At 60.6% G+C, this 15,345-nt stretch carries 12 protein-coding genes; 3 read left to right on the top strand and 9 right to left on the bottom strand.

Annotation, left to right across the window (positions count from 1 at the left end; translation table 11 throughout):
• Window positions 1-13: 13 nt before the first annotated feature.
• Complete coding sequence (locus tag J2X24_RS11590; protein ID WP_209721404.1) at window positions 14-1,069, top strand: acyltransferase family protein; 1,056 nt, start codon at window positions 14-16, stop codon at window positions 1,067-1,069.
• A 112-nt stretch (window positions 1,070-1,181) separates the two neighbouring features.
• Here J2X24_RS11590 and J2X24_RS11585 read toward each other — a convergent pair whose 3' ends face one another.
• A complete protein-coding gene (locus tag J2X24_RS11585) occupies window positions 1,182-1,871 on the bottom strand; it encodes an exopolysaccharide biosynthesis polyprenyl glycosylphosphotransferase (RefSeq protein ID WP_281064951.1) in 690 nt (229 codons plus the stop codon).
• Between the two features lie 379 nt (window positions 1,872-2,250).
• Window positions 2,251-3,378, bottom strand: coding sequence for an acyltransferase family protein (locus J2X24_RS11580; protein WP_209721401.1), 1,128 nt, complete (start codon window positions 3,376-3,378; stop codon window positions 2,251-2,253).
• 187 nt (window positions 3,379-3,565) lie between these two features.
• On the opposite strand from J2X24_RS11580, the gene J2X24_RS11575 reads away from it, so the two are divergent.
• Window positions 3,566-4,330: a metallophosphoesterase gene (locus tag J2X24_RS11575; RefSeq protein WP_245344643.1), complete on the top strand. Its 765-nt coding sequence runs from the start codon at window positions 3,566-3,568 to the stop codon at window positions 4,328-4,330.
• A gap of 11 nt (window positions 4,331-4,341) precedes the next feature.
• Here the strand turns inward: J2X24_RS11575 and J2X24_RS11570 are convergent, their stop codons facing one another.
• From J2X24_RS11570 to J2X24_RS11545, 6 genes are all read right to left on the bottom strand, one after another.
• Complete coding sequence (locus J2X24_RS11570; RefSeq protein ID WP_209721398.1) at window positions 4,342-5,622, bottom strand: glycosyltransferase family 4 protein; 1,281 nt, start codon at window positions 5,620-5,622, stop codon at window positions 4,342-4,344.
• Between the two features lie 336 nt (window positions 5,623-5,958).
• Window positions 5,959-7,389 (bottom strand): DUF1501 domain-containing protein, encoded by a 1,431-nt coding sequence (locus tag J2X24_RS11565; protein WP_209721395.1) that lies wholly within the window; start codon window positions 7,387-7,389, stop codon window positions 5,959-5,961.
• Window positions 7,390-7,397: 8 nt separating this feature from the next.
• Window positions 7,398-9,065, bottom strand: coding sequence for a DUF1800 domain-containing protein (locus J2X24_RS11560; protein ID WP_209721392.1), 1,668 nt, complete (start codon window positions 9,063-9,065; stop codon window positions 7,398-7,400).
• Between the two features lie 434 nt (window positions 9,066-9,499).
• Window positions 9,500-10,720 (bottom strand): glycosyltransferase family 4 protein, encoded by a 1,221-nt coding sequence (locus J2X24_RS11555; RefSeq protein WP_209721389.1) that lies wholly within the window; start codon window positions 10,718-10,720, stop codon window positions 9,500-9,502.
• A 270-nt stretch (window positions 10,721-10,990) separates the two neighbouring features.
• Entirely contained in the window at window positions 10,991-11,278 is a 288-nt protein-coding gene (locus J2X24_RS11550; protein ID WP_209721386.1) for a hypothetical protein, read from the bottom strand.
• Between the two features lie 105 nt (window positions 11,279-11,383).
• Window positions 11,384-12,412 (bottom strand): acyltransferase family protein, encoded by a 1,029-nt coding sequence (locus tag J2X24_RS11545; RefSeq protein ID WP_209721383.1) that lies wholly within the window; start codon window positions 12,410-12,412, stop codon window positions 11,384-11,386.
• 141 nt (window positions 12,413-12,553) lie between these two features.
• Here J2X24_RS11545 and J2X24_RS11540 point away from each other — a divergent pair, with 141 nt between their 5' ends.
• Complete coding sequence (locus J2X24_RS11540; protein WP_209721380.1) at window positions 12,554-13,786, top strand: glycosyltransferase family 4 protein; 1,233 nt, start codon at window positions 12,554-12,556, stop codon at window positions 13,784-13,786.
• 53 nt (window positions 13,787-13,839) lie between these two features.
• Here J2X24_RS11540 and J2X24_RS11535 read toward each other — a convergent pair whose 3' ends face one another.
• The gene (locus J2X24_RS11535; protein ID WP_209721377.1) at window positions 13,840-15,231 is read right to left on the bottom strand and encodes an HlyD family type I secretion periplasmic adaptor subunit; all 1,392 of its coding nucleotides are present in this window, start codon (window positions 15,229-15,231) and stop codon (window positions 13,840-13,842) included.
• Window positions 15,232-15,345: the final 114 nt, after the last annotated feature.

Genomic DNA, 15,345 nt, shown 5'->3' with positions numbered 1-15,345 from the left:
GCTTGGAGAGACAATGGGCGATTCCAAGAGATTAGCATCCATCGATGTCCTGAGAGGTCTGGCGGCCATTCTGGTGGTTCTCCAGCATTCCGTCGAGCACTACGACAACACGCTTATCCACTATGTCCATCAGAACGTCATCAATTTCGGCCAGATCGGCGTCCTGGTCTTCTTCATGATCAGCGGCTACGTCATCCCATACTCCCAGGCAGGATCGGGACGTGACCTCAAATCCTTCTGGCTGGCGCGGGTCTTCCGCATCTACCCCCTCTATATCTTTGTCATCCTGATCAACCTGTTCATCACTTTTGCGCTGTTTCGAACAAGCGTGCCCAATCTTGGTCAGGCCCTGCTGGCGCATATCATCTTCGTGCAGGAATGGATCGGATTGCCGAACTTTGGCGGGCCGAGCTGGACCTTGTTTCTCGAGCTCATCTGGTACGGACTGTTCGCGATCCTGGTCTTTGTGCGGCGGGAAAAGGACGCCGGCCTGCTCTATTGGGGGCTTATGGCCTGCCTTGCCGCGTTTCTGGTCCTGAATGTGACGCTGCAGCGTCAGTTGCCGTTCGGCAAGATCGCCTTCCTTGTCAGCTTCTTCCTGGGATACATCACCTACCTGTTCCGGACAGGGAGATTGGGGCTTGATCGCTACCGGCTCTATTTCGGTACATCCCTGGTGCTGACCCTGGTCATCATGTTCGTCTCCTATGCCGTCTTCCGTGACGACGCCAAACCCGGGATTTCGTTCCTGTGCATACTCCTGAACTGGCTAACGGCGACGGCGGTCTTTCTCGGCCTGCTGTTTCTGAAAAGCGACGGTTATAGCCGGGTCCTGGTCTATCTCGGCACGATCAGCTATTCGATCTACCTGCTGCACGATACCGTGGTCTATTTGTTCCGCTATTCGCGCATCGACAGCATGATCTACGTCCCGCTGACCCTGCCCATTACGGTTGCTCTGGCGCACCTGACCTACACCTACGTCGAGCGGCCGGGCATCCGGATCGGCAAAACGCTGACGGGCCGTCCCAAGGCGCCGGTGCCGACGGCTAGCCTCCCGCCGGAATAGGCCGAAGGTTACGCAAGGGAACCAGATACAAGGCGCTGAATCCTTGTCATCAGGCACAAAAAAACCCGGTGAACGCACCGGGTCTCTTCGTATTGTCTATGCGCTGTAAAGCTTAGTAGGCGTTCTTGTCCTTGAAGATCATCGGAACCGTCTTGGCGATGATCATCACGTCACTCCAGATCGACCAGCTCTGGATGTATTCGTTATCGGCATTGACGCGGCCTTCGATGCAGGCGTGGGTCTTGATTTCGCCGCGGTAGCCGCGGATGGCGGCCAGACCGGTCAGGCCCGGACGCGCCTGGAAGCGGCCCTGATAGCTCGGGACCTGAATGGCGAATTCGCCATCATGGGCCAGGGCATGCGGGCGCGGACCGACCAGCGACATATCGCCTTTCAGGACGTTGATGAGCTGAGGCAACTCGTCAATCGACGTCTTGCGGATGAAGCGGCCGACCATGGTGACGCGGTCGTCGTTCTTCTTGGCCTGCACGACCTTGTCGCCATCTTCGGCGACACGCATGCTACGGAACTTGTAAATCTGGAAAATCTTGCCGTTAAGGCCGGTGCGGCGTTGCAGGAAGAAGACGCCGCCTTTTGATTCGAGTGTGATCAGCGCGGCAACAATAACGAAGACCGGCAACAGGAAGGCCAGTGCCATCGAAGCGATGGCGACATCTAGGACACGCTTGCAGATGCTGCGTGCGACAAGGGGTTCGCTCATTTGGGCCGCCTTTTTCTCACCGCTGTTGGCGATCGGTTGTGCGGCATACAGGGTATGCGTGGACTCAACGGTATCCGGCATGACTACACCTCTCGCGTTATCATCGCCCCTTCAAGAATTATGCCGCCACGCAGAAATTATTGCAATAGCGAAGGGCGAAAACGCCTTAATTTATTTTTTACGTCGTTTCATGGTGGCAGGGTTAACCCATTCACCCCTGGCAAAGCCTGGCAGGCCTTGGCCCTCCAGCCGTTCCCAATCTAATAACGCATTGAAATCAAACTGCATAAGGGACTGTTGCGGGCGGGGCTTTTCCTGTTCTTCAAACAGCCAGCCAACTGTAACGCCAGGACTATTAACTATGTGCCGGACGTATGAGAACCGTTTTCTCCTGATCGGAGAGTGATTGCCTTCGCGATTGCAGCAAAATATGAACGCCGGTGTACCACTATGGGCCGGTTCAGGTCGACTGTGGGACGGCGCGTTTCCTTATCAGCCCGTTGAGAACGCGCGTCACCGGCTTTTCAATCGCGAGATAGAAGAATGCTGCGGCGCAAAGGGCGCATAGCATAGCCAGGCTCATGAACAGCCAGGGCTGATGGATATCGGCCTTTTTGGCCAGCAGCGCCGTGACGTTGATGGCAAATGGGTGAGACAGGTAAAGCGCGAAGGATATATTGCCGCCGAACACCAGGGCGCGGACGATCCCGGGCGCGGTCCCCGGCTTTTCGATCATAACCAGGCCCGCGCACATCATCAGCGCCGGAAGGCCCAGCCACAGCGCGCGACAATTCAGGGCGGTGAGGTCGAGGTGGTGGTGTTTGCCCAGCATGACGAGCAGCAGGCCGGCTATGAACAGTCCGAGTCCGGCAAAGAGACTGAGACGCCATCCTTTCTGATAAAGCCATGCCAGGCCGATGCCGAACACAAATTCCAGGACGATGGAATTGAACCAGAAGGCCAGCACCGGAACCGTCACCAGGCCCGTCATGCCGACTACACCCAGCACCGTCAGGCTGGAAATGACGAACAGCATGCCGCGGCGAGCATCGAACAGCAGCGCGATCGCGAACAGGACGTAGAAAAACATCTCGTAATTCAGCGTCCAGCCCAGGGACAGCACGGGATAGTAGCCGCCATAGGCATTCACATACGGGATAAACAGATAGGACCGGACGATGTCGAGGACCGACATGCTGCCCTTGTCGACGCTGCCGCTGAATACGGCGGCGGCCACGATCATCAGCGTCGTGAAGACCCAGTAGCTCGGCACGACCCGGATGATCCGGCGCAGCATGAAATCGGTGGAAGCCGCGGGCCGGGCGAACTGATGGCGGCCGATCGTGTACATGATGAAGCCGCTGATAACGAAGAAAATGTCGACGCCGCCCGGCCAGAAGAAGAAATCAACGAGCTGATATTGGCTGTTGTCGATGAAGGGCCGGGTCGTCGATTCATACTGCGTGTGCTCAAACAGAACACAGGCGGCGGCTAAAAAACGAAGAATTTGCAGGTTTTTTATGACCGGTTCCGACGTGGACTCGCGGGCGCGATAGCAGAGCGCGCGCAGCATGTTCGTTGGGCTCACGTCAAATTCCCTCTTGCGCTGTCTCTATAAAAGACGATATTCCCGTTTGTGCTGCGATGCAATATGGTGGGGCGGGCGCAGATTGCCATGCAATTCGGCTGCACTTGCATGCGACGGAATTGCCCGCATATGATAGGCTGCATCGCAAAGACGCCACGTCAACCGCATTTACAGAGTCTCGTGTCCCTTGTTTGGTCTTTTCAAAAAGAAACAGCAGACTTTTAACAATGCCGAGATCGATCGCCTGACCTATGCGGTCGGTGACGTCCATGGCATGTTCGATCAGTTCTGCGGCTTGCTGGAAAAAATACGCCTGGACGCACAGTCTTTCCGGGTGACGCCGCGCGTCGTCCTGCTGGGCGACTATATCGATCGTGGCCCGGCCTCGTCGCGCGTGATCGACGAAATCCTGCGCATGCAGTCCCACATCGACGCCGGCCGCGGCTGGTGCGAACTCGAGGTGCTGATCGGCAACCACGAGTGGGCGATGATGAACTTCCTGGCCACCGGGGACGCCATGTGGCTCAAGTACGGCGGTGACACCTGCGCGACCTCCTATGGTGTCGAGGTGCCGTTTAACCTCGATTTCCGCAGCACGGCCGCCGCGGTCCGGGAAGAGTTGCGCAGACGCCTGCCGCCGCAGCACCGTGAACTGATCCAGCGTATGAAATACCTGTTCCAGGCCGGCGACTATCTTTTCGTCCACGCCGGCGTGTCACCGAAGAAGCCGTTGGCCGACCAGGGGCCGGAGACCTTCCTGTGGATCCGCGATGAGTTCCTGAGCACGCCCAGGGCGTGCGACTATGTCGTCGTGCACGGACATACGCCGACGCTTGAGCCGGTCAATCAGGAGTGGCGCATCGGTGTCGACACCGGCGCCTATGAGACGGGCGTCCTGACGGCCGTCCGGCTGAACGGGCGTCAGCGGGACTTTATCAATATCGCTAACTGAGGGTAGCCGGCTTACGGAGCAATACGGGCCTCACGGACGTCCGGCTCGGTTTTGCCGGCGCGCCCCGGCTCCGTCATAGTGATGGCGTGGTGATACGCGTCCATGTATTGATCGAGAATACGGGCCGGTTTGACGGCTTCGATGACGGTGTCGAATGCCGGCGGTTTCGGCAGGGCGTCGCGACCTTGCGTCAGCACACCTTGCATACGGCCGGCGAGGGCATTGACGTCGGAGGCGGGCACGACACAATCCGGTGTCACGCGCCCGACAATGTCCGGCATGACCCCCACATCCGAGCATATGACCGGAACGCCCATGGCAAAGGATTCGATGACGGTCAGGCCAAAGGGTTCCGCCCAGATCGACGGCACGACCAGCACGTCGATCGACGACAGGAAGTCCGGTGCGTTCTGAAAGCCCAGGAATTCGATCGGCAGGCCTTTCGCCTTCTCTAGCCATGGCGCCATTCCACCCGGCGCATTGCCGGCGATCTTCAACTGCCAGCCCGTTTCCGGCCGGGAAGCCTCCAACGCGCGGCAGGCTTCGATCAGGACGTCCATGCCCTTTTCGGTCTTGATGCTGCCCAGATAACCAAAGGTAAAGGTTTTCTCTCTTGGGCCCCTGTCCTTTGGCGGCGTCATGGCGACGGGGTTCAGGATAACGCGCTTGCGCTCGGCCGGCAGGCCCTTGAACAGACCGTACTGCTCATGAATATCGAGCACGTGTTTCGACACCGCAACAACGACGTCGATATTGGCCTGGAAACGCTGTTTCCATGCCGAAATGACCGAGCAGCCGGCGTGCTGGCGCTCGCACGTTTTGCCGTTGCGAAACAGGGCGGCGCGCACGCATAGAAGATCGTAATCGTGCAGCGTATGGACGACGCCGATGCCGCGCTTGCGCGCCTCCGCCCACACCATGGGGGGCAGTTCGACCATCGAATGGGTGTGCAGCACGTGGGGTTTGAACCGGTCCAGGATCGCGCCCACATCGCTGGCGATCAACACGTTGAAAATGCTGCAAACCTTGTTGATGACCCGCAGGGGCGCCGGGAACTTTCCGGTCTCTTCGATCCACAGCAGGTTGCGATGGGCCACGGGCTTGATCTGGACGCCGTTGCGGACGGAATCGTGTTGCGGCGCCGGAACCAGGTGCGCGACGGCGACCTCATGGCCTGCGGCCGCCTGGTGCTCGGCCAGGATTTCGGTTACGCGTTCGGCCCCGCCGAAAGAATAGGGTGCGTATAAAGAGCCCAGATGAAGAATGCGCAAAGGCTTACCGCTGCTAGCCAACAGGCCCTCCCCCAATGGGTGTGCAGCTTAGAGCAGTATAATTGAATTTGTCTCTACTCATTTTATAAATTATCGAACCTGTATGCACTTCTTGCGCATAAGTACTTCGTAAAACTTCAATAGCCGTCCATTCCGAGGAAGTGAACGGCGCATCAGGAGAACAAATTAACGGGCCCTGCGGATATACGCCAGATAAAGCGGAATGGATCTTCACGCACCGCAGGGAGGTTAGACGACGATCGGTAAAGGACAAACACAGAAAGTCGAGCGGATGCAGATATATAGCGGCAATCACCGGTGGATTGCAATTGCCTTCCACCGGCGTGAGCGTGAGTCTTAAGCCAGGAAGCCCATGTCGGACGTATTGAACCGGCCGATATTCGGGAAGATCGTGCTGATTTCCGAAGACGAGACGCCGAACCAGCGCGCCAGCGTCGCGGCGTACTGGTCGACCGAGGTCGTGGGCAGAAGTCGCCCCTGGCCGACCTGGTCGTCGCTGGTCACGGACACGTGCGGCGCCGTACCGTAATAACGGCCGCCATTGACGGCGCCGCCCATGATGAAGTGATGCGATCCCCAGCCGTGGTCGGTGCCGGTGCCATTGGACGACAGGGTGCGGCCGAAATCCGACGCCGTGAATGTCGTGACCTGGTCCGCGACGCCCATTTCGACGGTGGCGGTATAGAAGGCGGTCAGGGCCTCATTGAGCCGCGCCATGGCCACCGGATGATCCTGGTTCTGGTGGTCGTGGGTGTCGAAGCCGCCCAACTGGACGAAGAAGACCTGACGCTTGACGCCCAGCGCATTGCGCGCCCCGATCAGGCGGGCAACGGTCTTGAGCTGATTGGCCAGGACGTTCGACTGTCCATCGAGGTCAAAGCTGGTCGACAGCGAAACAGGAGACAGCGCGGCGTTTACCGTGCTTTCCCAGTTGACGGAACGGCGCAGGACCTTGGCGTACTCTTCCTCGAAGATGTTGGCGCGCGGCTGGCTGATCAGCGTATTGAGCGCTTCGGTGCAGGCCGATGAGCCGAATACGTCGGACTTCAGCGCCGTTACCGGAAGCGCGCCACTGGTTCCGATCTGGTACTGGACGGCTGATCCGCCGGACAGAAAGACGGCGTTGCCGGACGCCGAGATGCAGGTCATCAGGCTGTTGCCGTTGCCGGAAAGCGCCAGATCGCCCATGCGCCCGGCCCAGCCCGTGGTGGAGCCTTCCGGCGCCAGCGACTGCCACACCGACGCCTGGTCATTGTGGGAAAACAGGCGCGGCGGCAACGGGTTGGCTGTACGGTTGGTGCTCTGATACTGCGAAAGTGTCGTCGGCTGCATCAGGGGGCCGACATTGAGCTGCACGGCCATCCGCCCCAGGTTCCACATGCCCTTGAGCCCGGTCAGATAGGGCGACAGCGCGTACTGGAGATTGTCGGTCAGGGTCTGCGGGGTGCGCGTCGCCAGCGACGTGTTGGCCAGGTCGGCGCGGGCATAGGCAATGCCGCCCGCGGTCTCGCCCGGTCCGCCGCCGCGAATGGCGTTGTACAGGGCGTAATTGGCCGGGTCGTAGGGAATGAGCGTGTTGCCCTGGTCGTTACCGCCGTGCAGGAAGACGCAGACCAGCGCGCGATAGTCGCTGTTCGTAAAGGCAGCGGCTTCGCCCATGGCGGCGAGGTTGAGCGCGAACGGGGCGCCGCCGCCGACAATGGCCAGCTTGCCCAGGCGCGAGAAAAGAGCACGGCGGGTCACGTCCCGCGTTTTACCGATCATCATGGGAGGGTCTACTTCTGAATGAGGTATTCGGGAGCGGCCATGGTCAGATAGACGGCGGCCTGGACACGATTGAGCTTCTGGGCATCCGTCGTCGCGGGCAGGCCGGCGACGGCGGTCTGGATCAGGTTGACGGTGGCTGGCGACAGCTGGTTGGCCGTCAGGCGCAGATTGAGCGCGGACACCAGGGCCGCGGCATCGTCGGCCTTGGACAGAAGCGCGCCATACTGGGGTTTCACGTCGTTGACGCCGGACTTGACGGCGCCCAGCATGAAGTTGAGATAGCCGGCCGTCGTCGTCTCGTTGACGATCTGGAACTCCGGCGCCACCAGACCCTTGTCGGCCATGGCCGTATTGGGCGGCATATAGCCGGGACGGAAGAAGTTGAAAACTGACGGCGAGCGCAGCGGGCTTTGTCCCAGGCTCTGCATGCCGGACAGATCGCCTATGGTCCAGCTTCCGGCCGTCGTGGTGACTTCGGCGGTGCGGGCCCACTGCACGAACCGCGTAATGGGTTCGCGCAGCTTGCCGCCCGTGACGGCGTCCGGCAGGGTGCGGGCCTCCGCGTCGGTAAATATGGCCGTCCAGAACGCCTTGAGGTCGCCGCGAACGCCCGCGCCATTATCATTGAAGGCGGCGGCGACGCGGCCGACATAGGCCGGGCTGGGGTTGGACATGACCAGGTGCTTGATCATCGCCCTGGCGAAGAACGGTCCGACATTGGGGTGGTTGAACAGGGTGTCGAGCGCCGTCTTCAGCGCCGTCGACGCCGGCGTATTGGCCGGAATGGTCGTGCCCAGGAAGCTGACCTGCTGGTTGGAGTGCTCGCCATTGATGACCATCATCGGCTTGCGCGCGTAGGCAGGTTCGCGGACCGCAAAGCTTTCCCACGCAACGGTCGTGACGTTCATGCCGGTGACATCCGCCGTATAGCCGGTGAAAACGTGCGCCAGGTTGGCGACGTCGTCTTGGGTGTAGGTGTCGCTGCGATTGCCGAACAGGTCCGTCTTGGGCGTGCCGTCGGTGTTCAGCATGGTCAGGCCGATGGTGAACAGCTGCATGCTTTCGCGCGCATAGTTCTCGTCGGGCATGCGGCCGTTGATGTCGATCTTGCGGCTGGTCGAGAGATTGAGGAAGTTGCCCATCTGCAGGTTCAGCGTCACCGCTTCCAGCAGGGTGCGGAAGTTGCCGAAAGCGTTGGCGTTCAACATGTCCCAGTAACCGGCGGCGATATAGGACGGCCACAGGTTGGCGGTGCTGAACGGTGCGACGAAGTGCTCGGACAGGGCCAGGGCGACGCGTTTGCGTACCTGGTCGGACGAAGCGATCAGTTGCTGCCACAGGCCGTTCTCGGCGATATCGACCTTGAAATAGTACTTGTCCTGGGTGATGGCGTTGTAGCCGCGGCTGTCCAGCCAGTCCCACAGGGTCGTGCTCATGGCGGTGCTATACTGGCTGGTCAGCCAGGCCGCATAGCCTTGCGTCTTCACCGCCGCGATATCGGCGTCGGATGCGGAAAACTGTGCCTGCAACAGGAAGCGCGCCGCCTCGGCGTCACTGATCTGCGGCGCGGGAGGGGTCACCACCACGGGCTGGGTCGGGGCTGGCGCGGGGGGCGCCACGCTGCTGCCGCCACCACCGCCACCTCCTCCGCCACAGGCGCTGAGGGCCGCGGCCATAACGGCCGAAACACCGGCCGCGGCCGCCTTGCGGGCGCGGCGTGGTAACGGTCTGGCGTCGGGTTGAGGATGGTCTACGGGTGGGGCCTCGCATTTTTGAGGGGCCTCAGGGGGTACATTGTCCATCACTATACTCAACTGCAACGCATTCACCTGGGAAGCGGCGAACGCCTTATTGATAAGGCCCAATTGTTGCAGAAAAGTGTTAAGATGGGGACAATTGTAAGGATTCCATATGTATTTTATTTTAATGGTAAATTATGAGTAAATGTGTTGAATTGTATACATAGCAAAGAGTCTGCGTAATATATTGTTTATTATGAAAATATACTTTTACATTGGTTTATCGGCGTTTAAGCATTAATACACATTTGTGACACAATGGTACCATGATGTTGGAAGCCGGGTGCCGGACCACAACCGATGGTGCCTTTTTAAGCGGGAAATTGTGCCGAAGAGGCAGAAGGACCGAAATACAGGTCGGTATAGCGCCCGACGATTTCCGGCTCCGAAAAGGCCGAAAAGAAATCCGGATCGGGCGTGTGAGCGTCCTTCCACCGATCGGCGTCGCGCACGGCCGCGTCCATCAGCCGGGCCAAGGCCGCGACGTCGAAGGCGTCGTATTCCGCCACGCACTTGCCCTGGGCGGCGATTTCCGGGATCCCGCCCGACCGCGCACAGATGGCGCTGCGGCCATAGGCGAAGCTTTCGATCAGGGTCCGGGGCAGGGGTTCCGGCCAGATAGAGGCGATCAGCGACGTATCTATACTGGCGTAGAAGGTGTCGGGCGAGGCAAAACCCAGCCATTCGATGCGCGGGTCATTATACCTGGCCTTCAGGCCTTCGACATATTCGGGAATGCCACGGCCGGCTATGGCCAGGCGCCAGTTCGACGTCTCCATCGCCCGGGTGGCTTCGAGCACGACCTCGATGCCCTTTTCCTCCTCGACGCGGCCGATGAAGCCGAAAACCAGGGTGTCGTCGGGCGTATTGGCGCGCGTCGGTTTGGCGCTCAGGTCGGCGATATTGTAGATGACGGCCGACGGCTTGCCCTTGAAGAAGCCGTGCCGGTCGTGCTCGGCGATGACATAGGCACTGTTGGAGGCGACCTTGTCGACCTCGGTCGATTTCCACTGGCGGACCGCCGTCAGCGCCTTGCAGTCCAGGCAACGAGTTTCGCACAGGTGATTGTCGCGGAACAGAGCCGACCGTCCGCAGGCCAGCGAGTAGTCACGCAGGGTGTGCACGATCGGAATGCCGCGCCGGCGAACCTCGTGCCACACCGCCACGGAAAAACCGGTCAGGTTGTTGGTGTGGACGACATCGGGCCTGAATTCGTCGAGCAGCGGACCAAAACGCTTTGCGGCCTTGACGTTCCACATGTCGATAAGGTGCCACAGGATGCGCTTCGGTCCCGATGGCTTGGCGCCGCCGTCATAGGGCCAATAGATATTGTCGAGCGGCAGCCGCACCACGGTGACGCCGTTGCGCTCTTCATCGATGCGTGACAGTGCGTTCGTCAGGCAAACGCAAATCACCTTGTTGCCGGCGCGGGCCAGGGCTTCGGCCAGCAGGGATACGGACTTCTCGGCGCCGCCGACCTGGGACGGGGGATAGAGCGTATTTACGATCAGAATGGTGCGATGCGTCGTCACTGTGCGTTTATACCGCCGAGGTCTCCGGTGCCGGCACTCGATCCCGAACCGAAGCCATGCGCGATACGCAGTCACGCGTATCGTTCAATGGAAACAGCCTCTTTAATGCGGCCTGATACGCGGTGACGCAAAAATACTGAAGCGGGGGCGTTTTAGCCCCTGCGGGGATCAAGTGTCGCGACTGAAATTCAGATCGTCTTTATAAACGAAAAAGGCGGCGCATTTGCAATCCTTAAATTGCAAAGCCGTGACCATCCGCCCCTGATGAAATCAGGAAACAGCGCCCAGGTGGCTGTCGTCCGGAAGATAGGTCGGATCTGGCTTGTAATCGGACGGCTGTATCGGGGCATCGCCCGCATCCGCCTGGGGGGTCTCGCCGGGCGCACCGCCCGGGGTGGCCTGTTCGGGCGCCGCCGCCTGGGGCAGGGGCGCGGAAGGCACCGCATTACCGGCCGCGGGGGCGCTGGAGCTGACGGAGTCGCCGCCGCAGGCAGACAGCAAAAGCGCCGCCGGAAGCGCGGCAAGAGACAGGCTGACGAGGCGGGGAAGGTTACGCATGATACACACCAAACTTTGAACTCTGACCCTGTGAGGCCAGGATCGGGAAACCCGACTGGGAAACTAAGTCCCAGAGGTAAATTTGCGTCTAAACGGCGTACTTAATCAAACATTGCCGTGACGCGGTTTGCCGAGGCCGTTGACGAACCGCATCAGTGGACGCTCGACCCAGATATGATAGGCGGCGCCGATTGCAAGGGCGGCGGCCGCGACAACCAGAACCAGGACAGGAGCGGGCACCTGGTCGCGGAACGGGACGATGACGCGGCCGAGCGCCGATATGACGGGCAAATGGATCAAATATATGGCGTAGGACGCTTCGCCCAGAAAGATCAGTGGCCGGGGCACGCGCAATGCCGTTCGCGCTTCAAGCCCGACCAGGCCGGCAATGGCCACGGCCGCTCCGGCTCCGGCCAGGAGCCGGCAGGTCGGGTCGCTGCTGAGCTCGTAATAAAAGGCCAGCACGCCCCACATGATGAAAAAGACGGTAGCACCAACGCCCATCAGCACGGTGGGATACCGGATGTATCCGCGCCGGTAGAGCCAGCATATGCCCATGCCCAGGCCAAACAAAAGGTGGTGCGTATCGAAAAAGACGGCGGACAGCCCGGTGACGCCGAGATATGGCAGGACCAGCGACAGGGCGAACCAGCCGCCGAGCAGGACCATTCCAGGGACGCGCCACAGGATCATGACCGCGAAAAGCGCATAGAAGATGATTTCCCGCCGCAGGGTCCATTCGACCGTCAGCAGTGGGTCGGTCGTGGCGGGCAGGATCAGGAACGCGGCAATGACGTCCCGGGCGGACGGCACCGTCTTCAGTATGAACACGACCATCAGGCTGGTCAGGATAAGCGTCACCCACAGCAGCGGATAGATGCGCTTGAAGCGCCGCCATAGAAAGCTGAGAACCCGGTCTGGCCGGCCCAGATCCTGTTCGTGGGCCAGCATGATGACGAAGCCCGACAGGACGAAAAAGAAATCGATACCGATATAGCCGCCGCGGAAGATGGCGAAGGGCTCGTGGCCGAGATACTTGGCCATCTGCAGCGTGGTTTCGGCATGAAACAGCAGCACGGCCAGGGCGGCGAATCCGCGTCCGGCCTGAAGCGTGTCGAGTTTCCTGCGGTCCATGGTGCCCCGGCTTTGCTGCGCTGCAAGATATTCCCGCATGTCGCCAGAAAGTCAAACAGTCCATTGTCTTAGGGGCTCGACCGGATGCCATCTCCGGTATAGTGTCGCGGTATTTAAAGCGATAAGGCCGGGGAGACGGGCATGCGCATTCTTTTTATTCATCAGAACATGCCGGGGCAGTACAAGTACCTGGCGCCCACCCTGGCCAATATGGGCCATGAGGTCGTCTTCATCACCAAGCAGAAGACGATCGAGCTGAAGGGCGTGCGCAAGCTGGTCTACCAGCCGCATCGCGTCGCCCATGCCTCGACCCACCATTATCTGCGTCTGTTCGAAAACTCGATCCTGCACGGCCAGCAGGTCGCCCGCGTGGCGCAGCAGCTGCGCCAGGAAGGCTTCATCCCCGACATCATCATCGCCCACCCGGGCTGGGGCGAAACCCTGTTCATCAAGGAAATCTACCCGCGCTCTCCGCTCCTGAGCTATTGCGAATTCTACTACACCGCCTTTGGCGCCGATGTCGGCTTCGACAAGGACAAGGAGGTCATGCTCGATGACCTGTGTCGGGTGCGGGCGCGCAACTCCCACCTGCTCATGTCGCTGGAACTGGCCGACCGCGGCTGGAGCCCGACCCAGTGGCAGAAATCGCGTCATCCGGCTATTTTCCAGCCGAAGATCGCCACCATCTTTGACGGCATCGACGTCCAGAAGGTGCAGCCGAACGCCGATGCGGTGTTCAAGCTGCCCGACGGTAAGGAGGTGCGCAAGGGCGAGGAGGTCATCACCTACGTCGCGCGCAACCTGGAGCCCTATCGCGGCTTCCATATCTTCATGCGCGCCCTGCCGGAACTCCTCAAGCTGCGGCCGAAGGCCAGGGTAATTATCGTCGGTGGCGACAATGTCTCTTACGGATCGGCGCCCAAGGAGGGCGGCAACTGGCGCGAAGTCATGATCAACGAGACAGGCCTGAAGAGCGACCGCGTCCACTTCATGGGCCAGTTGCCCTATAATGACTATGTCAGCCTGTTGCAGGTATCATCGGTCCACGTCTACCTGACCTATCCGTTCGTCCTGTCGTGGTCGTTCATGGAGGCCATGTCGGCCGGCTGCCTGATGGTCGCGTCGGACACGGCGCCGGTGCAGGAAGTGCTGAAGGACGGCGAAAACGGCTACATGACCGACTTCTTCGACACGGCGCAGCTGAACCGCACCATCGTCAAGGCGCTTGAGGACAAGGACTCGCAGCGCCTGCGCGACGCGGCCCGCAAAACCATCCTCGACAATTACTCCTTGCAGATCTGCCTGCCACGCCAGCTGCAACTGATCGAGGAGGTCGCCGGCAAGCCGGTGGCGCAGCGCCAGATGGCGAGCTGAGCATCACAAAAAAGCCCGCAGCCTTTACGGTTGCGGGCCTTTTCGTATTGGGCTCAGTGCTCTGTAAAGGTGTGCGAGAAGGTCTCGTTCAGCGGTTCCATCAGATAGGTCAGGACCGTGCGCTTGCGCGTCGGAATGTTGACCTCGACCGGGATGCCTGGCTTGACGGCGTTCTCCCAGCCCTTCGCCTTCTTGAGCAGGGCCAGGCTTTCGGGTGTGACTTCGATCTTGGCCCTGTAGAAAGATTGTCCCGTCTGCGGGTCGGTGAAGCTGTCGCCGGATACGTCGAGCACCTTACCCTTCATGTCCGGCAGGTCGTGGCGATAGAGGCCCGAGAAGCGGATGCGGGTCGTCTGGCCAGGGCGGACATCGTCGCCGTCCTGGGGCAGGATGTAGGCGTCGATCACCAGCGGCGCCTTGTCCGGCACGACGCTCAGGATCTTGTCTCCAGGCGCGATGACGCCGCCCACCGTATGGGCGGTTAGGCCCAGCACCTTGCCGGTAACGGGTGCGCGCACCTGGACACGGTCGAATTCCGTATTGGCGGCGGTCATCTGCGGCACGATGTTGGACAGTTTGAGCTGGGTGTCGCGCAGGTCGGTCACGAGGTCCTGGAAGTATTGCTGGCGCAGGGTCAGCATGCGCATGCGGCTTTCGCCGATGGCGGCATTGGCCTGGGCGACCGAGGCATTGAGCGCGCCATTTTCGCCTTCGAGGCCCGCGACACGGCTTTCCAGTTCACGGACACGGGTCTTGGGGGCAAAGCCGCGCTTTTCCAAGGAGTCTACCCCGGCCAGTTCCTGGCGCGTCAGTTCCTGCTGGCGGAGGTTGGCGGCGATGCGCTGGCGCGCGCCGGCGATCTGCTCGTTGGTCTGGCCCTGTTGCTGGCCCAGGACCGATATCTGGCTGCCGAGCGCGCTCTGGCCGGCGCGCAGGGCCTGGAGTTGCAGGCGCATGGCCTCATCGACCATCTCCTTTTCGGCGCCTGTATAGTGCTGCAGTTCAAGGGGCACTGCGAAGCTGGTGGCGCCGCCCTGCGCGGCCATCAGGCGCGCTTCCTGGACCTTGAGCGTAATATATTGTGCGGTGAGAGAAATGGCGGCGGCTTCGGACTGGTCGCCGGCCAGTTCAAGCAGGACCTGGCCTTTTTGAACCTGGGCGCCTTCGCGGACCAGAAGCTTGCTGACCACGCCGCCCGTCTTGTGCTGCACGTCCTGAAGACTGCCCGACACGACGATCTTGCCCTGCGCCATGACGGCGGCATCGACGCGCGCCAGTGCCGCCCAGCCCATGAAGACGCCGAAGAAGCCGAACAGGAGCCACCAGCCCAGACGGATTTCGCGCGACGCATCGGCGGTGGCGACGCCATCGGCGGCCGTCGGCGCGACATAGCGGCGGACGATGTCCGCGACCTTGTTCTTGAAGACGACGATTTCGCCGGCCATGCATGAACTCCCGGGAAATGGCTGGTCATGATCAATGAGCCAGCTTGCTATTTATGGTCAGGACTAATAAGGAAAAGCAATAAATTGACAGTGATGCTTTTGCCGGAAACGGCG

This window comes from Asticcacaulis solisilvae, from assembly GCF_017875235.1.
GTDB classification, from domain to species: Bacteria; Pseudomonadota; Alphaproteobacteria; order Caulobacterales; family Caulobacteraceae; genus Asticcacaulis; species Asticcacaulis solisilvae_A.
This window is presented reverse-complemented; position numbering and strand designations above follow the sequence as displayed.